16 protein-coding genes and 1 pseudogene are annotated in these 20843 nt (G+C 69.6%); 9 read left to right on the forward strand and 8 right to left on the reverse strand.

The window, feature by feature from the left end; translation table 11 throughout:
• Nucleotides 1–133: 133 nt before the first annotated feature.
• The gene (locus NA8_RS15815) at nucleotides 134–997 is read left to right on the forward strand and encodes an alpha/beta fold hydrolase (RefSeq protein ID WP_245663854.1); all 864 of its coding nucleotides are present in this window, start codon (nucleotides 134–136) and stop codon (nucleotides 995–997) included.
• Between the two features lie 161 nt (nucleotides 998–1158).
• Here the strand turns inward: NA8_RS15815 and ychF are convergent, their stop codons facing one another.
• Both ychF and NA8_RS15825 read right to left on the reverse strand, forming a co-directional pair.
• Nucleotides 1159–2253, reverse strand: coding sequence for a redox-regulated ATPase YchF (ychF, locus tag NA8_RS15820; protein WP_063051149.1), 1095 nt, complete (start codon nucleotides 2251–2253; stop codon nucleotides 1159–1161).
• A 100-nt stretch (nucleotides 2254–2353) separates the two neighbouring features.
• The gene (locus tag NA8_RS15825; protein WP_063051150.1) at nucleotides 2354–3277 is read right to left on the reverse strand and encodes a quinone oxidoreductase family protein; all 924 of its coding nucleotides are present in this window, start codon (nucleotides 3275–3277) and stop codon (nucleotides 2354–2356) included.
• 375 nt (nucleotides 3278–3652) lie between these two features.
• Between NA8_RS15825 and NA8_RS15830 the strand changes: the two genes are divergently transcribed.
• Complete coding sequence (locus NA8_RS15830) at nucleotides 3653–4489, forward strand: AraC family transcriptional regulator (protein WP_063051151.1); 837 nt, start codon at nucleotides 3653–3655, stop codon at nucleotides 4487–4489.
• Nucleotides 4490–4499: 10 nt separating this feature from the next.
• The gene (locus NA8_RS15835; protein WP_063051152.1) at nucleotides 4500–4922 is read left to right on the forward strand and encodes a VOC family protein; all 423 of its coding nucleotides are present in this window, start codon (nucleotides 4500–4502) and stop codon (nucleotides 4920–4922) included.
• On the opposite strand, the gene NA8_RS15840 is transcribed toward NA8_RS15835, so the two are convergent.
• The 3 genes from NA8_RS15840 to NA8_RS15850 form a co-directional block, all read right to left on the reverse strand.
• Nucleotides 4919–5740 (reverse strand): carbohydrate ABC transporter permease, encoded by an 822-nt coding sequence (locus tag NA8_RS15840; protein WP_063051218.1) that lies wholly within the window; start codon nucleotides 5738–5740, stop codon nucleotides 4919–4921. The genes NA8_RS15835 and NA8_RS15840 overlap by 4 nt on opposite strands.
• Nucleotides 5741–5823: 83 nt before the next feature.
• Nucleotides 5824–6699, reverse strand: a complete 876-nt coding sequence (locus NA8_RS15845; protein ID WP_063051219.1) for a carbohydrate ABC transporter permease — start codon at nucleotides 6697–6699, stop codon at nucleotides 5824–5826.
• A gap of 50 nt (nucleotides 6700–6749) precedes the next feature.
• Nucleotides 6750–8063 (reverse strand): ABC transporter substrate-binding protein, encoded by a 1314-nt coding sequence (locus NA8_RS15850; protein WP_063051220.1) that lies wholly within the window; start codon nucleotides 8061–8063, stop codon nucleotides 6750–6752.
• A 203-nt stretch (nucleotides 8064–8266) separates the two neighbouring features.
• Between NA8_RS15850 and NA8_RS15855 the strand changes: the two genes are divergently transcribed.
• The 4 genes from NA8_RS15855 (at nucleotide 8267) to NA8_RS15870 (ending at nucleotide 13109) form a co-directional block, all read left to right on the forward strand.
• Entirely contained in the window at nucleotides 8267–10525 is a 2259-nt protein-coding gene (locus NA8_RS15855) for a carbon starvation CstA family protein (protein ID WP_063051153.1), read from the forward strand.
• A gap of 53 nt (nucleotides 10526–10578) precedes the next feature.
• On the forward strand, nucleotides 10579–10782 hold the full coding sequence (locus tag NA8_RS15860; protein ID WP_063051221.1) for a YbdD/YjiX family protein: 204 nt from the start codon (nucleotides 10579–10581) through the stop codon (nucleotides 10780–10782).
• A 171-nt stretch (nucleotides 10783–10953) separates the two neighbouring features.
• The gene (locus NA8_RS15865) at nucleotides 10954–12570 is read left to right on the forward strand and encodes a DNA-3-methyladenine glycosylase 2 family protein (protein WP_063051222.1); all 1617 of its coding nucleotides are present in this window, start codon (nucleotides 10954–10956) and stop codon (nucleotides 12568–12570) included.
• Nucleotides 12567–13109: a methylated-DNA--[protein]-cysteine S-methyltransferase gene (locus NA8_RS15870; protein WP_063051154.1), complete on the forward strand. Its 543-nt coding sequence runs from the start codon at nucleotides 12567–12569 to the stop codon at nucleotides 13107–13109. Before NA8_RS15865 ends, NA8_RS15870 begins: the two co-directional genes overlap by 4 nt.
• Before the next feature lie 239 nt (nucleotides 13110–13348).
• Here NA8_RS15870 and NA8_RS15875 read toward each other — a convergent pair whose 3' ends face one another.
• Nucleotides 13349–16552: an AAA family ATPase gene (locus NA8_RS15875; RefSeq protein WP_063051155.1), complete on the reverse strand. Its 3204-nt coding sequence runs from the start codon at nucleotides 16550–16552 to the stop codon at nucleotides 13349–13351.
• A 34-nt stretch (nucleotides 16553–16586) separates the two neighbouring features.
• The gene (locus tag NA8_RS15880; RefSeq protein ID WP_063051156.1) at nucleotides 16587–17762 is read right to left on the reverse strand and encodes an exonuclease SbcCD subunit D; all 1176 of its coding nucleotides are present in this window, start codon (nucleotides 17760–17762) and stop codon (nucleotides 16587–16589) included.
• A 261-nt stretch (nucleotides 17763–18023) separates the two neighbouring features.
• Here NA8_RS15880 and NA8_RS32880 point away from each other — a divergent pair.
• Together NA8_RS32880 and NA8_RS15890 are read left to right on the forward strand one after the other, a co-directional pair.
• A pseudogene (locus NA8_RS32880) lies at nucleotides 18024–18637 on the forward strand (DNA recombination protein RmuC); the annotation flags it as partial.
• A 156-nt stretch (nucleotides 18638–18793) separates the two neighbouring features.
• Nucleotides 18794–19666: a DUF6542 domain-containing protein gene (locus tag NA8_RS15890; RefSeq protein ID WP_218019466.1), complete on the forward strand. Its 873-nt coding sequence runs from the start codon at nucleotides 18794–18796 to the stop codon at nucleotides 19664–19666.
• A gap of 157 nt (nucleotides 19667–19823) precedes the next feature.
• Here the strand turns inward: NA8_RS15890 and NA8_RS15895 are convergent, their stop codons facing one another.
• Nucleotides 19824–20834: a 4-hydroxy-3-methylbut-2-enyl diphosphate reductase gene (locus NA8_RS15895; protein WP_063051223.1), complete on the reverse strand. Its 1011-nt coding sequence runs from the start codon at nucleotides 20832–20834 to the stop codon at nucleotides 19824–19826.
• Between the last annotated feature and the right edge of the window lie 9 nt (nucleotides 20835–20843).

Here is a 20843-nt window from a genome sequence, read left to right on the forward strand (position 1 = left end):
AGACAGGACATCCTCTTCCGCCGAGTTCAAGAGGCGATTGCGGGAGTGTGGACATAATCCCGGCTACACCGATGACTTTCGGGCGAATCTGCCGTCGATACCTCTGGGTATACCGACAGACAGGAGTCCAGGCATGACGAGACCGTTTCGATCGGGCATGACCTCGGTGCGGGCGAACGGTGTGGATCTGGGCATCGAGAGCTTCGGTCGCGAGGACGATCCGCTGGTCCTGCTGGCCGGCGGCACAACGATGTTGTCCTGGCCCGACGCGCTGTGCGAGCAGCTCGCGTCGGGCGGGCGGCGCGTGGTCCGCTACGACCTGCGTGACTCCGGCGCGTCGACGACCCTCGACCCGGAGAATCCGGCCTACAACCTGCGGGATCTCGCCGCCGACGCGGCCGCGCTCGTGGAGGTACTCGGTGCCGGGACCGCCCATCTCGGTGGAGTCGGCGTCGGTGGGATGGTCGCTCAGGTGGCCGCGCTGGACCACCCGGACGCGTTCTCCGCCGTGACCCTCGTCGGCACCCGGCCGGTGGCGCCGGGCCCGGTCGACGAGGACCTGCCCGACCACGACCCCGCGGTCATGGCCGCGCTGTTCTCCCGCCCGCTGCCGGACTGGACCGACCGGGCCGCTGTCGCGGCGTTCGCCGCCGAGGGGGCCGAGCCGATGGGCAACGATCGGGAGGAAGCGCGGGCGACGGCGGCCCGAATCTGGGACCGGACGCCGTCGAGCGATCCCGCGGTGCACCAGGCGAATCAGCTCGGAATGGTGTTCTCCCGGATCGATTGCGCGCCGCGCTGGCGCGGCCGGCTCGGTGCACTCGACGTGCCCACGCTCGTGGTGCACGGTCGCGCCGACCCGTTCTTCCCGGTCGGCAACGGCGAGGTCCTCGCCGCCGAGATCCCCGGGGCGCGACTGCTCGTCCTCGACGACATGGGTACCGCTCTGCGACACACCGCGGCCGACCAGGTCGCGACCGCCATGCTCGCCCTGTAACCGCCGGTTGGGCGGCATCCTGAGCCGACGGAACGCACCATTTTGCCCATACCGCGCCGACCGAACCGCGCAGCGTGCGGTGCCAGAGAAACGACTGATCTCCCAACCGACACCGGATGGGGGCTCAGCAAAGTCCTTACCAGCAGCGATACGTGCGCTGCCTACTTCTTCGCAGAAGCTAATCCGCTGCGGAACTCGACCACGTCCCCGTCCGCCATGACATAGTCCTTGCCTTCCATGCGCACCTTGCCCGCGGCCTTGGCGGCGGCCATCGAACCCGCCTCGACCAAGTCGTCGAAGGCGACGACTTCGGCTTTGATGAAGCCGCGTTCGAAGTCGGTGTGGATGACGCCTGCGGCCTTGGGGGCGGTGTCGCCTTGGTGGATGGTCCAGGCGCGGGCTTCTTTCGGGCCCGCGGTGAGGTAGGTCTGCAGGCCGAGGGTGTGGAAGCCGGCGCGGGCCAGGGCGTGCAGGCCGGGTTCGGTCTGGCCGATGGATTCGAGGAGTTCGAGGGCGGATTCCTCGTCGAGTTCCAGGAGCTCGGCTTCCACTTTGGCATCGAGGAACACCGCATCGGCCGGGGCCACGGAGGCTTTCAGCTCGGCGACTTTCGCCTCGTCGGTGAGCACCGACTCGTCGGCGTTGAAGACGTAGAGGAAAGGCTTGGTGGTGAGCAGCGAGAGTTCTTTCAGCAGCTCGGTATCCACCTTGTCCGCTGCGGCGAAGAGGGTGGTGCCGCTGTCTAGGATCTCCTGCGCGGCCTTGGCGGCATCGGCGACCGGCTTGCGGTCCTTCTTGACCTTGGCTTCCTTCTCCAACCGCACGACCGCCTTCTCCAGGGTCTGCAAATCGGCGAGGATGAGCTCGGTCTCGATCACCTCGATGTCGGCGCTCGGATCGACGCGGCCGTCGACGTGCACCACGTCGTCGTCGGCGAACACCCGCACCACCTGGCAGATGGCGTCGGCCTCGCGGATATTGGCGAGGAACTTGTTACCCAGGCCCGCACCCTCCGAAGCGCCTTTGACGATGCCCGCGATGTCGACGAACGACACGGTGGCGGGCACGATCCGCTCGGAGGAGAAGATCTCCGCCAGCTTATTCAGTCTCGGGTCGGGCAGCGGAACCACGCCGACGTTGGGCTCGATGGTCGCGAACGGGTAGTTCGCGGCGAGCACATCGTTCTTGGTCAACGCGTTGAACAGCGTCGACTTTCCGACGTTCGGCAGGCCGACAATTCCCAGGGTGAGACTCACGAGGAGCAGAGTCTACGCTGCGGGCCGACTCCGCTCCCCCGCGGCCGCCCATCGACACCAGCGCCGGTATCCCATGCCGCGAGTGGCTCACGGGCGGGCCTCAGGGGATGAGGACGACCTTGCCGAGGTTGGCGCGATGCTCGATGGCGGTGTGGGCCGCGGCCGCTTCCTCGAGGGGGAATTCGGCGTGCACGGCGGGGCGGAGTTGGCCCGAGGCGAAGTACTGCCACAGCTCTTGGCGCCAGTGCTCGTACAGGTCGGGCTGTTTTTGCGCGATGCGGGCCATTTGGAAGCCTATGACGGATTTCGCGCCGACGAGCAGGTCGTATGCCTGGATGGCGCCGCCGCCGGAGCTGTAGGCGACCAGGCGGCCGCCGGGGGCCAGGGCCGCTAGCGCGGGCGTCAGGAGGTCCCCGCCGACCGCGTCGAGCACGTAGTCGGCGGGAGGGCCCCAGGACTCTCGGCCGTACTCGACCACGTCGTCGGCTCCGAGCTTCTGGACGAAATCAGCCTTCGCGAGATCCGACACCGCGCCGACCACCCGCGCCGCGCCGCGCACCCGCGCGAGCTGGACCGCGAGATGACCGACGCCGCTGGCGGCGGCGGTTATCAAAGCGGACTCGCCTTCCCGCGCAGACGCGGCGTCGAGCGCGCCGAGCGCCACCAAGCCGCTGCGCACCAGCGCGACCGCGTCGACCGCCGACGCGCCGTCGGGAATCGGCGACGCCATGGCCGCCGACAGCACGGCGTAGTCCGCGTAACCGTGCCCGAACACGAGGCCGGTCACCCGATAGCCGGGCGCGTACCGCTCGACGCCCTCGCCGACCGCGACCACCTCGCCCGCGACCTCGCCGCCCAACGCGACAGGTTCGCGCTGCTCACGCACCTTCCGCACCACCGGCAGGGTCACCCCGACCGCCTCCACACGGACCAGCAGTTCCCCTGGACCGGGCGTCGGCACCTCGACCGAGACGAGCTCGAGCACCTCGGGACCACCGCCGCCCTCGTACTGCACCCGCCGCATCACACCTCCAGAAATCGTTAGAAGGCGCAACGGTAGCCGGATCGAGAGGGGTGATCACAGTCCACTACACGCTGTAGTGGTACATCTCACCGGCGGCCGGACCCGGTGGAGAGCCGCCCGGGGCCAGAGACCGAAGTCCGCGCGAATCCGCGAACGAGTCCGAACGAGCGTCCCCTCGAAATCCGGGCAAGTCCCGCGGTCTGGCCGCGGGACACGCGATCACGGCGATGGCCCGTGGTCCGCATTCGCATCACCCGCGACGACTCGGCCACCTGCCTGCTCGACACGGCCACCGCCGAAACCGCGATCCGCGCGCACGTCAACGTCGCGAACTGATCGGGCCACATGTCGGTCCCCGGGCGTAGCGTGTCCCGTATGGAGCCGACCACGGAGGTGGTGACGGCGCGTCCGGCGCCCGCGCTCGCCGCGTTCATCGACCGCTATATCGGGTATCGCATGTCCGGATTCGCGGCGGCGATCCATCGTGGGTTGCCCTCGCGGCACATGACTTTCATCGTCGGGATCGGCCCCACGATCGACGTCGTCGAGCAGACCGATCCGCGACAGTCTCCGCGGAACTACCGGTGCGTGCTGAGCGGCCTACAGGCGAGCACGGCGCTGATCGCGCACGACGGTCACCAGGAGGGGGTGGCCGTGGCGCTCACGCCACTCGGTTGCCGCACCTTGTTCGGCATGCCCGCGGCGGCGCTGTGGGATACGTCGGTCGAATTCTCCGAGGTCGTCGGTCCCGTCGGCCTGGAGTTGTGGGAACGGTTGCAATCCGCGCCGAGGTGGCCGGAACGTTTCGCCGTCTGCGATCGGGTGCTCTGCGCGCTCGCCGATCCCGACCGCGCGGTGGGTCCGGAGCTCACCCGGGCCTGGCGCGCCGTGGTCGGCTCCGGCGGCGCGATAGCGGTCGGCCCGCTGGCCGAGCAGATCGGGTGGAGCAGGCAGCATCTGACGCGCCGGTTCAATCGCGAGTTCGGTCTGAGCCCGAAGCTCGCGGCCCGGATCACGCGCTTCGAACGAGCCCGCCGAATGCTCGCGCACACGCCCTCCTACATCACCATCGCCCAGGTGGCCGCCGCGTGCGGCTATTACGACCAGGCCCATCTGGACCGCGACTTCGCCGACCTCGCCGGAACGAGCCCGACCGTCTGGCTCGCCGAGGAGGTTCCATCCGTCCAAGCCGCCGACGAGTCCGCCGGATGACGATGAATCCATGACGAATCCGACACAAACCAGCACCCGCACCGCCGTCTGGCCCACGCTGACCTTCCGCGATGCCCGCGCCATGGCAACTTTCCTCGTCGAGGCGTTCGGCTTCCGGGAAGCCGCGCTCTATACCCGCGAGGACGACCCGTCGATCGTCGAGCACGCGGAACTGCGCTGGCCGCTGGGCGGCGGCGTCATGTTCGGCTCGGCAGGCAAGGACGACAGCCCGTTCGGCACTCGCCCGACCGGCACCGACTCCGTCTATCTGGTCTGCGAGGAGCCCGACGCCTTGTTCGCCCGCGCGACCGCCGCGGGCGCGGAAGTGGTCCGCGGCCTGCGCGACGAGGACTACGGCTCGCGCGGCTTCACGGTCCGCGACCCGGAGGGCAACCTCTGGAGTTTCGGCACCTATTGGGGAACAACCGACTAACGCCCGCCGAGCCCCGACATCGCGATGCCGCGGATGAACGCGCGCTGGGCGATCGCGTAGATCACCAGCAGCGGAACCAGGATGACGACCGCGGCGGCCATCAGGATCGGCCACTGGGTGTGGTACTGGCCTTGCAGCCGGACCAGACCCAGTGTCGCGGTGGCCACGTCCTCGCGCTGGATCATGACCAGCGGCCAGAGGAAGTCGTTCCACACGGTGATCCAGGTGAGCACGGCGAGCACCATCAGGGCCGGACGGGTGTGCGGCAGCAGGACCCGCCAATAGACCTGCCAGGTGTTGCAACCGTCGAGGATGGCGGCCTCCTCCAGTTCGTCGGGCAGCGTGCGGAAGAACTGCCGCATCAGATACGTGCCGAACGCGCTGCCGAACAGGCCGGGAACGATCATCGCCCACGGGGTGTCCACCCAGCCGAACGCCCGCATCAGCAGGAACTGCGGGATCACCGTCACGGTCAGCGGCACCATCAGCGTCGCGAGGTAAGCGAGGAACAGCATGTCGCGCCCGCGAAAGCGCAAGCGCGCGAAGGCATAGCCGGCCAGGGAACAGAAGAAGACCTGCCCCGCCGTCACACACAGCGCGTAAACCGTGGTGTTGAGCAGCATCCGCCCCATCGGCAGCAGTTCGAAGACCTTCCCGTAGTTCGACCACTGCGGCCGCTGCGGAAGGAAAGCCGCGTCGGCGATCTCACCGTCCCGCTTCAGCGAGCCCGACACCGCCCACAGGATCGGCAGCAGCGCGCACCACGCGATACCGACCAGCACCGCGTATAGCGCGGTCCCGCGCAGCAGCCGCCGCACGACCGCCCGGTCGACCCGGCCGAACGCGACGCCCGCGCGGTCGCGCCGGACCGGCAGTGCGCGCCGCACCACCTCGTAGGTGTTCACTGTTCCACCTCCGAGCGCCGGGCCAGCCGCAACTGCACCAGGGTGAGCAGGAACAGCATCGCGAAGATCACCCAGGCGAGCGCGGAGGCATAACCGACCTCGTAGAAACCGAACGCGTTCTGGAACAGCATGATCCCCAACAGGTACGTACCCGTCTCCGGTCCCCCGTTCCCGCCGGTCAGCGCGTAGGCCTGGTCGAACGCCTGCACCGAATTGATGATCGTGATGATGAAGACGAACGACAACGGCCCTCGGATCAGCGGCAGCGTGATCGCGAACAACCGCCGCAGCGCACCGGCTCCGTCGATCATCGCGGCCTCGTAGAGCGTCTGCGGCACGCCCTGCATGGCGGCGAGCAGGATGACCGTCGCGAACGGCACGCTCTTCCACACGGTGACGATGCTGAGCGAGACCAGCGCCCAGTCGGGGTCGGTCAGCCACGGCACCGCGTCGATGCCGAACCCGGCCAGCGCCGAATTCAGCAGCCCGTCGTCGGTGAACAGGAACCGCCACACCACGGCCATGGCAACCGCCGAGGCGACCAACGGCAGAAACGCGAGGGTCCGAAAGAGGCCGATACCGGCCAGCTTTCGATTCAGTGCGGCGGCGACGGCCAGTCCGATCACCACCGTTGGCGCCAAGGTGGACACTGTGAAAACGGCAGTGTTGCGCAATGCGATGAGAAACAACGGGTCCGAACCGAACAGCCGCCGGTAGTTGTCCACACCGACAAAGCGCATGGGACTGAACAAGTCCCACGAATGAAAACTCAGATAGAGCGAAAATCCCAGCGGGAACAACAAGAAAATCGCCACGGCCGCCACGTTGGGCGCGACGAACGCCCACCCGGCCCGTTCCCGACGCCGCGCCAACCGGGAGGCCACACCCCCTTTGCCCGACGTTTGCGACCTTTGTGCGCCGGTCACGGCGTGTCCAGCAGCGCGTCGACGTCGGAGGCGAAACGCCCCTCCAGGGAGGCGGCGGTGGCGGCGCCGCGCAGCACTCGGTTGGCGCCGCGTTCGAGCAGGGCGGACACCTTGCCCCACGCGGGTGTCACCGGCAGCGGACGGGAGCTGGCCGGGCCTTCGGTGAATACCTCGAGATTGCGGACCTCGCGGTGCGCGGCGGCGAAACCCGGTGAACTCATGGCCGATTTCAGCACCGGAACGAACAGCCCGGACGCGGCGATGATCGCCTGCCCCACCGGTCCGGTCGCGAACTTCACGAACTCCCAAGCTTGTTCGACGCGCGGACTGTCCGCGGCGATGGCCAGGCCGGTGCTGCCGACGTCGGTGATCGCGCCGGGACCACCGTGCGGGCCGGTCGGCAGCACCGTGACGTCGATCGCGAGATCGTCGTGCCCGGCGAATTCGGAGTACAGCCAGTGCCCGCCCAATGCCATCGCCGCCCGGCCCCGCCGGAACAGGTCTGGCGCCGAAACCGAGAGCGTGTCGGCGGCTTTCGGCGCCACGCGGTGGCGTACGGCGAGATCGGCGTAGAACTGGAAGCCTTCGGCGAAGCGCGGATCGCCGAGGTTGGTCCTGGTCGGGTTCACCGAGGGCGAGAACCATTCGGCGCCGTTGTTCATGCCGAAGCAGGCCGCCGAGAAGTACGGCACCCAGGCGTCGGCGAAACCCCACCGGGTCCGTCCGGACGAGTCGCGCCTGGTCAACGCCGCGGCGGCGGCCAGGAACTCATCGAACGACCAGGCGTCGAGCCAGCGGGCGGGCGGGGTGATCCCGGCCTCGTCGAACAAGGTCCGGTTGTAGTACAGGAACACGCCGGACCACTGTTCGGGCAGGGCGTACTGCCCGCCCCCGTAAGCGAAGGTGTCATACAGCGCCGGATAGCTGTCGGCTTTCAGCTCGGCCGCGTAGCGCGGGTCGCGATCCAGCAGCGTGTTCAGATCCAGCAGGACGCCGCGCTCGGCCAGCCCGGAATAGAGCAGCTCCCACGCCATCAGCACGTCCGGGCACTTACCGCCCGCGCAGTAGGTGAGCATCTGCTGCAACGGATCCGGCCCCGACACAATGGTGCGAATCCGGATGCCGGGGTGCGATTTCCGGAACTCGTCGATGATCTTCAGCCGCACCCGCGCCTCTTCCGGCCTGGCCTGGAAGAAGAAGGTCAACGCGTCGTCATCGGAAGCGCAGCCGCCGCCGGCCAGCAGCGGCGCGGCCAGCGCCGACCCGAGCAGCGTCCGGCGACGGACCCGGGCGACGGGATTCGCACGCAACAAAGCCCTCCTCCAGGGCGGATGTGGAGCTCCTCGAACCGCATGGCAGCATACGTTCGGCAATCACGTGGTGACGGCCGACACATGAACAATATTTCACGGTGCCCGCTCGGCGTCCGGAATCGGCGCGACGGCGATCATCGATCGGATACGTTGTCACGTGTTTCAGCAAGATCCTGCGCGTTTTACAGGAGAGAAGGCAGATGGCGACAATCGAATATCTGCGGACCGATCCCGATCTGCCGCCCGTCGGCGTGGTCGACAAGTCCCCGATCACACCGGCCAAGAAATTGATCTTCGCCGCGATCGCCGTACTCGGCGCCATAGCTTGGGCGGTGCTCGCCATCTCGCGGGGCGAATCGGTGAACGCGGTGTGGATCGTGATCGCGGCGGTATCCACCTACATCATCGCGTATCGGTTCTACGCCAGGTTCATCGAACGCAAGATCGTCGAACCGCGTGACGACCTGGCCACGCCCGCCGAGATCCTGGAGAACGGCAAGGACTACATGCCGATGGACCGGCGGGTGCTCTACGGGCACCATTTCGCCGCCATCGCGGGCGCGGGTCCGCTGGTCGGGCCGGTGCTGGCCGCGCAGATGGGCTACCTGCCGGGGACCATCTGGATCGTGGTCGGCGTGGTACTGGCCGGGGCGGTGCAGGACTACCTGGTGCTATGGGTTTCGATGAAGCGGCGCGGCCGCAGCCTCGGGCAGATGGCCAGGGACGAGCTTGGGGTGATCGGCGGCTGGTCGGCCATCGTCGGCGTGCTGGTGATCATGATGATCCTTCTGGCGGTGCTCGCGCTGGTGGTCGTCAACGCGCTCGCGCACAGCCCGTGGGGCGTCTTCTCGATCGGCATGACCATTCCCATCGCGCTGTTCATGGGCGTATACCTGCGGTTCCTGCGGCCGGGCAAGGTCGGCGAGGTCTCCGTGATCGGATTCGCGCTGCTGCTGCTGGCCATCGTGAGCGGCGGCTGGGTGTCGGAAACCGACTGGGGCGCGGACTGGTTCACGCTCTCGCCGGTGACCATCTCCTGGCTGCTGATCGCCTACGGCTTCGTCGCCTCGGTGCTTCCGGTGTGGCTGCTGCTGGCGCCGCGCGACTACCTGTCGACGTTCATGAAGGTCGGCACCATCGGGCTGCTCGCGGTGGGCATCCTCGTCACGCTGCCGGTGCTGCACGCGCCCGCGGTCTCGTCGTTCGCCTCCACCGGCACCGGGCCTGCCTTCGCGGGCTCGCTGTTCCCGTTCCTGTTCATCACCATCGCCTGCGGTGCGCTGAGCGGGTTCCACGCGCTGGTCTCCTCCGGCACCACGCCGAAGCTGCTGGAGAAGGAATCACACGCCCGGATGATCGGCTACGGCGGCATGCTGATGGAGTCGTTCGTCGCGGTCATGGCCATCATCACCGCCTCGATCATCGACCAGCACCTGTACTTCGCGATGAACGCGCCGCTCGGCCTCACCGGCGGCACCGCGGAGAAGGCCGCGGCCTACACCAACAGCCTCGGGCTCAGCGGTCCCGCGGTCACTCCGGCGGAGCTGAGCCAGGCGGCGAGCGACGTCGGCGAATCGTCGATCATCTCTCGCACGGGCGGCGCGCCGACGCTGGCGGTCGGCATCTCGGAGGTGTTCCACCAGTTCCTCGGCGGCGCGAGCATGAAGTCGTTCTGGTACCACTTCGCGATCATGTTCGAGGCGCTGTTCATCCTCACCACGATCGACGCGGGCACCCGGGTGGCGCGGTTCATGCTCTCGGACGCGCTGGGCAACTTCGGCGGGGCGGCGAAGAAGTTCCGTGATCCGTCCTGGCGGGTGGGCGCGTGGCTGTGCTCCGCCATCGTGGTCGCGGCATGGGGTTCGATCCTGCTGATGGGCGTCACCGACCCGCTGGGCGGCATCAACACGCTGTTCCCGCTGTTCGGCATCGCCAACCAGTTGCTCGCCGCCATCGCGTTGACCGTGGTGCTGGTGATCGTGGTGAAGAAGGGCCTCGCGAAATGGGCCTGGGTGCCTGGTATTCCGCTGGTCTGGGACCTGCTGGTGACCATGACGGCATCGTGGCAGAAGATCTTCTCCGCCGACCCGAAGCTCGGCTACTGGAAGCAGCACAGCATCTGCCAGGCCGCGCAGGACGCCGGGAAGTTGTGCCTGACGGCGAAGACGCAGGACGACATGACCGCGATCGTGCGCAACACCTTCATCCAGGGCACACTGTCGATCGTGTTCGCGGTGCTGGTGCTGATCGTCGCGGTGGTCGGCGCCGTCGTGGCCTACCGCGCCTGGCGCTCCGGGGAGACGAGGACCACCGAGACGCCGGAAGAGCCGTCGAAGATCTTCGCGCCCAGTGGTTTCGTCGCCACCGCGGCGGAGAAGGAAGTGCAGAAGCAGTGGGACGAGTTGATCGCGACCGGAAAGGTGCGCGCTCCCGGCGCGGCGCACGTCCACGCGCGATGAACGACTCGGCCAAACCGGGTGCCGACCGGTCCGGGCGACCGGTCGGCACTCGGCTGCGCGCCGCGGCCCGCGCCTGCCGCGACGGCGTTCGGGCGGCCATCTGGTGGTTCGACTCGATCCTGGGCGGGCAGGATTATCAGCGCTACGTCGAGCACCTGCGGCGCAGGCATCCGGGCTGCGCCATTCCGACCGAGCGGGAGTACTGGCGGCAGCGGCACGCCGAGGCGGATCGCAATCCAGCCAATCGCTGCTGCTGAACGACAGAATTTCGGCGCGCGCCACCACACCCCCGTTTGGTAGCCACCACCACCGCGAACCAGGCGACGGCTGTGCGATGTCATGACCGTTATGCGAGGTGGGGACAACCACCGGCGGTGGTGACCGATTCCCGCTAGCACGGGTCCGCCACAGCTGCCATTGTGGTGGGCGTGACGATCACGGCTTTGGATTTCGAACGTTGCTACCGGGCGGTGTCGACCCGGGACTCCCGATTCGACGGGCAATTCTTCACCGCGGTACGGACCACCGGAATCTATTGCCGCCCTTCGTGTCCGGCGATCACGCCGAAGCGGGCCAACGTGTCGTTCCTGCCGACCGCCGCAGCGGCGCAGCAGGCGGGCTACCGCGCCTGCCGCCGCTGCCTGCCCGACGCGGCGCCCGGATCGCCGCTGTGGAACACGAGAGCGGATCTGGCCGCACGGGCGATGCGGCTGATCGGTGACGGCGTGGTCGAGCGCACCGGAGTGCCCGGGCTGGCCGCCACGCTCGGCTACTCCCAGCGGCAGCTCACCCGGGTGCTGACCACGGAACTGGGCGCGGGGCCGCTGGCACTGGCACGGGCGCACCGGGCACACACCGCGCGGCTGCTGATCCAGACCACCGCCATGCCCATGTCCGATATCGCGTTCGCGGCGGGCTTCGCCTCCATCCGCCAGTTCAACGACACGGTGCGCGAGGTGTTCGCGGTGAGCCCCACCATCATGCGGCTCGAGGCGCAGCGCGCGAAGACCGGCGCCTCCGCGCGCCCGGCACAGGCCGGCAGCGGATCGCTCACCCTGCGGCTGCCCTACCGGGAACCGCTCGACCGGGCCTGGCTGGAGTGGTTCCTGTCCGCCCACGTCGTGCCGGGCATGGAATTGTGGGAGAACCGCGCCTACACCAGGAACCTGCGCACGCCACACGGGCACGCCACCGCGCGGCTGAGCTTCCAGCGCGACCACGTGCGAGCGGAGCTGTCCCTGCACGACATGCGCGATCTCGCGCCGACGGTGGCCAGGCTGCGGCACCTGCTGGATCTGGACGCCGACCCGGTCGGGATCGATGACGCGCTCGGTGTCGGTCCTGCCGCGCTCATGCCTTCCTCGAGACAACTGCCCGAGCAGGCCGCCGAGTACCTGCCGGACGCGGGGTCGCCGCCGGAAACCGCGACGCCGACGGGGGCGGAGCCGCTCGACGCGGCGCGCCCGTCGTTCACGCCGGGTATCCGCGTGCCCGGGTGCGTGGACGGAGCCGAACTCTTGCTGCGCACCATGATCGGGCAGCAGATCTCGGTGTCGGCCGCCGCGACGCACACCGCGCGGCTGGTCGAAGCGCTCGGCGAACGGGTGGACGGGCCGATTCCGCTGCTGTTCCCGGCACCCGAAATCATCGCCGCGCGTGGCGCCGAGATCCTGACCGGACCGGCGCGGCGCATCCGTTCCATCATCGCGGCCGCCGAGGCACTCGCTTCCGGCGAGCTGCCGCTGCACCAGGGGCGTACCGCCGCCGACCTGCGCCACGACCTGCTCGCGCTGGACGGCGTCGGGCCGTGGACCGCCGACTACGTGATCATGCGCTTGCTCGCCGATCCGGACGTCCTGCTCGGGACCGACCTGGTCGTCCGCCGCGGCGCGACCCTGCTCGGCCTTGATCTGACGGACACCGCACGCTGGGCGCCGTGGCGGTCGTATTTGTCCATGCACCTATGGAAAGCGGCACTGACCAGCCGCGCCACACCTTCCGATGTCCCCGCGCTCGCCACCACGAAAGGCAGTGTCGAATCATGACCACCAGCATCGCCGTCCGCACCCAGACCGGCGGCACTCTCACCACGACAGCGGATTTCGCTGTCACGCAGACCCCGCTCGGCCCGTTCACCACGCTCGTCGACTCCGACGGCGCGGTCCTGGCCTCCGGCTGGACATCCGACGCGGAAGACCTCCGCGGCCTGATCCACCCCATCCTGCGTCCCGGCTCGTTACGGCAGCGGGATTCGCTGGGCGAGGTGACCGGCGCCGTCACCGCCTACCACGAGGGGGAGGTCACCGCGATCGATCGGATTCCGGTACGTCAGCAGTCCGGGGAGTTCCTCGTCCACGCCTGGGAGATACTCCGCGCCGTCCCGGCGGGCAGCCCTCTGACCTACACCGAATTCGCGGCCCGCGCCGGCCGCCCCGACGCCACGCGCGCCGCGGCCAACGCGTGCGCCCGCAACGCCGCCGCCCTCTTCGTGCCCTGCCACCGCATCCTGCGCATCGGCGGCGCACTCGGCGGCTTCCGCTGGGGACTACCGGTGAAACGGTGGCTGCTCGACCACGAGGGGTGAGCGTCCGGCGACCGGATCGGCGACTGTCGCGAGGGCAGACCGTCGCTCGCAGACGCCGCCGCGTCACCGGCGCACGGCTCGGCGACCGGTTCACCCAGCGCCGCATGTCCGTCGCCCGCAGCACTCGCGCGAGCAGACCCATGGTTCGCCGGTTCGCCGCGAGGGACGAGTCGCACATCATCGGGGCCGGAAACCGGCTGTCGGCGATCATCCGTCCCTCGCGGACGGAAGGCTCGCGCTCAGGCGATGGTCGCTTGCAGGTGGGAGCCCGCGCGGCCGCGCAGGACGTGCAGGCGGCTGGGGATGCGTTGGCGCATCTCGTCCACGTGGCTGACGACGCCGACCACGCGGCCGCCCGCGCGCAGTTCGTCCAGCACGCCCATCACGGCGTCCAGGGTGTCGGCGTCCAGGCCGCCGAAACCCTCGTCGATGAACAGGGTGTCCAGGACGAGGCCACCGGATTCGGCGGCGACGGTGTCGGCCAGGCCGAGCGCCAGCGACAGCGACGCCATGAAGGTTTCGCCGCCGGAGAGCGTCTTGGCCGGGCGGATGGCTCCGGTGTAGTCGTCACGGATGTCCAGCCCGAGCCCGCCGCGGCGACCGCGCGGACCGGCCTTGTCCGAGTGGACGAATTCGTAACGGCCGCCGGACATCCTGCGCAACCGCAGCGATCCCGCTTGGGCGACTTCTTCCAGACGTGCGGCGAGGACGTAGGAGTGCAGGGACATGCGGCGGTTGTTCGCCCCGCGCCCGGCGACCACGTCGGCGAGACCGTCCAGCTCGTCGAAAGCTCGCTGAGCCGGGGCGATCCGGTCCACGGCGGCCCAGAGCTGGCCGCCGAGGTCCTCGAGCTGGCCGGCCCGCCTGCTCGCCTCGGCATGGGTGGCCACCGCCGCGTTGAGCGCGGTCTGCGCCTCCGCCACGAGCGCGTCGAACTCGGCCGGATCGCCGGGCTCCTGCTGCGCTGCCGCCCGGATCTCCGGTTCCGCCAGCACCGCTTCCGCCGCGGCACGGGCACGGTCGGCGGCCACGAGTTCCGCGTCGATCTCGGCCTGCTGTCGCGGGCTGCGGGACGCGGCGGCGACGACCTTCGCGTAGGCGGTCAAGAGCGCGACATCGTCGCGCGCGGTGACGTCAGCAGCGGCCAAGCGCACCGGGTTATCCAGACCAGCGGATCCGGGGGTAACCCTCGTGTCGGATTCGGTGAAAAGAGCCGAATTCGCACCAGGCGAACCCGCCTCGCCGATCGCGGCCGATGCGCCGGGAACAAGCAGCGGACCGCCGAACTCGCCCTCAGGCACGAAACCCGCTGCGCGCGCGAGGTTCTGGACCCGTTCGGTGATGACCGACACCTGCTCACGCGCCGCTACGGCTTCGGCGCGGGCGTCGCGCAGGGCGGTGGCCTCGCTGACGAGGGCGGCGAGCCGCGCACGTCGGCGGTCGATGGTCTGGTCGGCGCCCGCCGCGGTACGCAGCCGTTCGGTGAGTTCGGCCAAGCGCTCGTCGGCGGAGACGATGGTGGCGGCGACCGCGCTGCGGCGCGCCTCGGATGCGCGCAGCTCCTCGTGCAGGCGGGCCTCGCCGTCGCGCAAACGGGTGAGTTCGGCTTCCAACCCATCGGCGTTCGCCGCCAGTTCCGAGGTGTCCTCGTAGCGGTCGGTCGCGGCGCGCAGGGCGGCGGCGAGTTCGACGCGGTCGGTATCGCCGCCGCGAGCGATGAGCGCTTCGATCTCGCGCTCGAGCCCGGTGATACGAGCCAGCGCGCGGTCGCGGGTGTCCTCCGCGGCGCGCTCGGCCGCCACGGCGGCCTCCTCCTCGTCCTTGGACACCGCGGCGTCGGTGGGCCGGGCGGGTGCGGGATGCTCCGCCGAACCGCAGACCGCGCAAGGACTCCCGTCAACCAATTCGCCGGCCAGTTCGGCGGCCATCCCGCTGAGCCTGCGCTCGCGCAGATCCAGTACGAGTTCCTTGGCGTCGAGATGCGCGGTGCGGGCGGCGTCGAACTCGATCCGGGCGTGATCGAGCGCGGTGCGACGGGCCGCCAGCTCGACCGCGGCTGTGGCGGCGGTCTGCAGCCGCTCGGTCTCCGCGGTGATGCCGGGCAGGGCCGCGGCCGCTTCGGTGGCCTCACGCAGCCGGGCCTCGGCCGCGGTGAGCGCCGCGGGCAGTTCGTCACGCCGGGTTGCGAGTTCGGTGACGCGCCGGGCCAGCGTCGCGTCCTCGGTACGCAGCGTGGCGAGTTCACCGCCGAGCCTGGTCGCGGTGGCGGCATCGGTGCGCACCTCGTCCAGCGCGCCGATCTGCGCGCTCCAGCGCTGGATCGCCGCGTCGATGTCGGCATCGTCGCGGACTTGCTCGCCGTCGGGATCGACCAGTTCGCCGCCACCGAGTTCGACGCTCTCCGGTTCCCGCAACCTGGCCGCGAGTCGCTGCGCCGCGGCCTGCTTCTCGCCGTCGCGCCTGCGCTGGGTTTGCACCGCCGAACGCGCTTCGTCGATAGCGGCCGCGACCGGCTCGGCCCGGCGAGCGAGGTCGAGTTCGGCTTGCAGTGCGGCGCGCCGGTCGGTGCCCGCGGCGTAGTCGTCCAGCTGGGCGCGCGCCACGCTCAGGCGGCGGCGCAGCTCGTGCAGCCGACGCGCCTGTTCGGCCTGCTCCCGGACGCGCGCCGAATCTCGTTGGCGGCGTTCGACCTCCGCGACGGCGGCAGCGAGATCGGCGCGTGCGGCGGCCAGCAGGTCCTGGGACCATTCGACGCACTCGGCCGGACCGACCGAATCCGCCACTCCGGCCGCCATACCCACCTGGGTGATCAGCCGCTTGACGCCGTCCGCACGAGCGTCCAGATCCGCTTCGGCGGCGCGACGCTTGTCGGCGAGCCACTGTTCCGCGGTGCCGAATCGCCTGGTGTCGAACAGCTTCTCGAGTAATTTCTCGCGATCTTCGTTGTCCGCGCGCAGGAAGCGGGCGAAATCGCCCTGCGGTAACAGCACCACCTGGAAGAACTGGTCGGCGCTCATGCCGAGCAGGCGCAGCACCTCCTCGCCGATATCCGGTATCCGGGAGAGGTTCTCCCCGCGGCCGTCCAGCCAGGTCAGCGTCGCCTTCGGGTTGATCGTGCGCATGCCGGTGCCATCACGTTTGGCACGCTGGAACTCGGGGCTGCGGGTCAGGCGAAGTCGCCGCCCACCCAAGGTCGCCTCCAGGACCACCTGCGGTGGCCTCTGCTCCGGTGCGTGATCGGAGTGCAGCCGCTTGCTCTCCCCGCGCGCGCCGGGGACCCTGCCATAGAGCGCGAACGCGATGGCGTCCAGCACCGTGGTCTTGCCCGCGCCGGTCTGGCCGTGCAGCAGGAACAATCCGTCGGCGCCGAGCGCGTCGAAGTCGACGACCGTGGTGTCGGCGAACGGGCCGAATGCGGTCATCTCGAGCTTGTGCAGCCTCATCCCGCCGCGCCTACACGCGGCTCCGGCAGAGCGCTCATGCGGTCAGTTCCTCGGCGGCGGCTACCACGGCCACCTGCTCCGGCTCGGCGACGGCGGCGGACAGCGCCCGCTCCAGCCAGTTCATCTCGCTCGAGTTGGGTACGCCACGGACGTCGGTGAGGAAGCTGCGGGCTACTTCGATGTCGCGGCGGCCGTGCACCCGCTCACGGTAGCGCAGTTCGGGGTTCCCCTCGGGCCGTGCCCATTCGACGTGGACAGCGTAGGGGAACCGTTCGCGCAGTTTGCGCATGGCGTCGACCGGGCGGGCGACGTCGGTGAGCACGGCCGACACGTAGTGCTGTTCGGCCGCGCAGTGCTGCGCGCCGCTCAGCAGCTCGTCCAGGGTGCCGGTCAGTTTGCTCAGGCCCCGTACCGTCGGCAGGTCCCGGCGGCGCACCGTGTGCAGACCGGACGCGTCCAGGTCGATGATCCAGACGGCTTTGCGATGCACGTTCTCGCCGAACGAATACGGCAGCGGCGAGCCGGAGTAGCGGACCTGCTCGGCGAGCGTCTGCGGCGAATGCAGGTGGCCGAGCGCTACGTAGTCGATCCCGTCGAAGGCGGCCAGCGGGACCGTCTCCACCCCGCCGACCGAGATCGAGCGCTCCGACCCGGTGGCTTCCCCGCCGACCACGAAGGCGTGCGCCAGCACGACCGTCCGCACCCCCGGCCGTCGCGCGATGTCGGCTCGCACCCGAGCCATGGCCGCGTCGAGGATCTCGGCATGCGAACGTGCTTGCGGCACTTCGAGTTCGGCGCGGGTGATCTCCGGTTCCAGGTACGGGATGCCGTAGAACGCCACCGGTCCGTACGCGTCTTCCAGCAGAACGGGGTGATCGGCGTCGGCCACGGTGGTACGTAGATGCAGCCCGCCCGCCGCGGCGAAACTCGCGCCGGCGCCCAGCCGGGCGGGCGAGTCGTGATTCCCCGAGGTGGCGACGATCTGCGCCCCCGCGGCCCGGATCGCCTCGAATCCCCGGTTGCACACCGCGATCGCGTCGGCGCTCGGAATCGATCGGTCGTACACGTCACCCGGTAGCACCACCACGTCGACCGACTCCTCGGCCACCAGGTCCGCGATGGCGGCCAGTGAACGAGCCTGGTCGGCAAGCAGATCGACCCCATGGAACGTGCGCCCGATGTGCCAGTCCGAGGTGTGCAGCATCCGCATGCCGCGAAACCGTAGGGCAACCCACCGACAGACTTCAATCGCCCCGGCCGCCGCGCCGGGTTTGCCCAGCAAGAGCCCGGCATGTCCAGCGAAGGGGACGGACGTGTTCGAGCCGGTCGGCCGCCGAGCCGAATCGCACATATCGCATGGTCTCCCGATCCTCGGCTCCGCAAGCCCGAATCCAGATGGTTCCCGCAACCACGGAACATACCGGCAGAACCGGTTGCCGACCCGATGCCGAACAGTTCTCGGTGCTCGATCGTGGTCGAGCCGGCCGGGCACTGCGACTTCCGCAGCCAGATGACCCCCACCGGTCGCGACGAGGGCGACCGCACGGTGCGACCGGACCTGGTGGGTGCGCCTGGCCGGCGGCAGGCACATCGTGGTGGACGCCAAGGTGCTGTTCGCCGCCTACCTGGACGCCTGCGCCACCGACGACCCCGAGGTGCGCCGAGCTGCTCACCCGGCACGCCAAGCATCTGCGCGCGCATGTCGATCAGCTGTCGGACAAGGCGTACCGGGCCACTTTCGATCCGGCGCCGGAATTCGTGGTCCTGTTCGCGCCCGGCGACCCGTTCCTGGACGCGGCCCTGACCACCGACTCGGAGTTGCTGGAGTACGCGTTCGGTCGCGACGTGATCCTCGCTACTCCGACAACCTCGATCGCGTTGCTGCGCGCCATCGCCTTCGGCTCGCGACAGGAGCCGCTGTCCAGGGATATGGCCACCCGTGCGGCGGCTGGGCCGTGAGCTGTATCACCGGCTGGACATGACGGGCAGCACCTGGACCGGCTGGGTACGCAACTCGGCAAGGCGGTGGAAACTTTCGACTACACCGTGGCGTCGGTGGAGTCGCGGGTGATGGTCACCGCACGCGACGGCGCGACCTGGAGATAGCCGAGTAGAAAGTGCCCGCCATCGGGCGCGTGGATTTTCGCCACCGCGCGGTGGGCTTCACCGACGCGGGCGAGTAACCAGGACTATGGCCGTGCCGCCACGCCGCCACGAGCGGCGGCAACTAGTCTGCATGTCGTGGCTGCTTCCGAACGTGTGCGATCCCGGGTGCCCGCGCCGCAACGCTCGATCCTGCCGTCGGTGCCGGGGATCCCGGTCGGCGCGGCGATCCTGATCGCGGTTGCCTGCACGTTTCTGGGGTTCCTGATCGATGCCGGCGGCGGCAATAACGAGCTGACCGGCACGTTCGCCGCGCTGTACGTCCTCGGGTGTGTGGCGGCCGTCGCCGCCGTCCGCTATCGCGGCTTGTTCAGCACGCTGGTGCTGCCGCCGCTGCTGCTCTTCGTCGCCGTGCCGCTGGCCTATCAGCAGCTCACCGGCCGTGGCTCGACCTCGCTGAAGGACATCCTGCTGAACCTGGCGATCCCGCTGGTGAACCGGTTCCCGACCATGATGCTCGCCACGGTCGTCGTCCTGTTGATCGGTGGCGCCCGGATCTACCTGCACCGCCGCGAAGAGGAGTCCACTCGTCCGCCGTCGACCCGCCGCGGCGCGGGCGTGGGCGGGGGCAAGGCGCCGGCGAAGAAGAACAAGCCCGGGCGTTCATCCCGCGGTCTCGCGGACTCGCCACGCCGCAAAACCCGCCGCCCGAAGGCGGAGCCCGCCGGGCCCGAGGCGGACGGCTCGGACGAGTCCACCCCACGGCCGGCCCGCCGACCAGCGGCGCAGGTCGCCGATACCCCGCCGCGCGTCGCACCCGCTCGCCCGCGGGAAGGACGGGCGCCTGCCAGGGGCGCTACCCGCCCGGCCGGGGCCGTGCCGCGGCCCGAAGGAGAACCACCGCGCGGCGCGGGCCGTCGCCGCGATATGCCCCCGCACCCCCAGCCCAATGTGCGCTACCGCGAACGTGATTCGGGCCGCCCGGAACGGCGCAGGCCGGAGAACCTGTAGCCGGTTCGCTCGGGTGCGACAGTGCGGCTACTGCGCCCCTGCGGACCCGGCGACCTCACCACGACGCGGCTCGGTATCGGAGATGTCGCTCATTCCGCATGCACGCGAGAACGGAGGCGCGCGGACCGGAGCCGGCCCCGTCGGGCACGGACCGGCGTCAACGACGGGTGTCGCGCAGTTCGCGGGGAAGGGCGAAGACGAGGGTCTCGTTGGCCGTGGTGACCGGCTGGACCTCGCCGTACCCGTGCTCGGCCAGCATGTCCAGCACGCCGCGGACCAGGATCTCGGGCACCGAGGCCCCCGAGGTGATGCCGATCGTGCGAACGCCGTCGAGCCAGGCCGGGTCGACCTCGCGAGCGAAGTCCACCAGGTACGCGGCCTTGGCGCCCGCACCGAGCGCCACCTCCACCAGGCGCACCGAGTTCGACGAATTGCGCGAGCCGACCACGATCACCAGGTCGCATTCCGGCGCCATCGCCTTCACCGCGACCTGGCGGTTCTGCGTGGCGTAGCAGATGTCGTCGCTCGGCGGGTCCTGCAGGGAGGGGAAGCGCTCCCGCAACCGCTGCACCGTCTCCATCGTCTCGTCCACGCTCAACGTGGTCTGCGAGAGCCAGATCACCTTCGACTCGTCGCGCACGCTGACCTTGTCCACCGCGCCGGGCCCGTCGACCAGCTGGACGTGCTCGGGCGCCTCACCCGCGGTGCCCTCGACCTCCTCGTGGCCCTCGTGACCGATCAGCAGGATGTCGTAGTCGTCGCGGGCGAACCGCTTCGCCTCCTGGTGCACCTTGGTGACCAGCGGGCAGGTGGCATCGATGGTGTGCAGACTGCGCGCGGCGGCCGAAGCGTGCACCGCGGGCGACACGCCGTGCGCGGAGAACACCACGACCGCGCCCTCGGGGACCTGGTCGGTCTCGTCTACGAAGATCACGCCGCGATCGCGCAGCGTCTCCACCACGTGGCGGTTGTGCACGATCTCCTTGCGCACATAGATCGGCGCGCCGTGCTTGTCCAGCGCCTTCTCGACGGTTTCGACCGCGCGGTCCACGCCGGCGCAGTACCCGCGCGGTTCCGCGAGCAGCACGCGTTTTCCGCCCTCGGCAAGGGCGTTTCCGACGCCTGCCGAGCGCGCGATTCCGACGTTCAAGGGAATGGCCGAAGACATGTCCACAGG

It is taken from the genome of Nocardia arthritidis NBRC 100137 (assembly GCF_001612765.1).
Taxonomy (GTDB): domain Bacteria; phylum Actinomycetota; class Actinomycetes; order Mycobacteriales; family Mycobacteriaceae; genus Nocardia; species Nocardia arthritidis.

Coding starts and splice junctions, on each gene's coding strand:
- NA8_RS15825 (WP_063051150.1), bottom strand. CDS start 3,277: ATGCGGCGGGTGCAGTACGAGGGCGGCGGTGGTCCCGAGGTGCTCGAG.
- NA8_RS15875 (WP_063051155.1), bottom strand. CDS start 16,552: ATGAGGCTGCACAAGCTCGAGATGACCGCATTCGGCCCGTTCGCCGAC.
- NA8_RS15895 (WP_063051223.1), bottom strand. CDS start 20,834: ATGTCTTCGGCCATTCCCTTGAACGTCGGAATCGCGCGCTCGGCAGGC.
- NA8_RS15855 (WP_063051153.1), top strand. CDS start 8,267: ATGGCGACAATCGAATATCTGCGGACCGATCCCGATCTGCCGCCCGTC.
- NA8_RS15870 (WP_063051154.1), top strand. CDS start 12,567: ATGACCACCAGCATCGCCGTCCGCACCCAGACCGGCGGCACTCTCACC.
- NA8_RS15880 (WP_063051156.1), bottom strand. CDS start 17,762: ATGCGGATGCTGCACACCTCGGACTGGCACATCGGGCGCACGTTCCAT.
- NA8_RS15835 (WP_063051152.1), top strand. CDS start 4,500: ATGACGAATCCGACACAAACCAGCACCCGCACCGCCGTCTGGCCCACG.
- NA8_RS15815 (WP_245663854.1), top strand. CDS start 134: ATGACGAGACCGTTTCGATCGGGCATGACCTCGGTGCGGGCGAACGGT.
- NA8_RS15830 (WP_063051151.1), top strand. CDS start 3,653: ATGGAGCCGACCACGGAGGTGGTGACGGCGCGTCCGGCGCCCGCGCTC.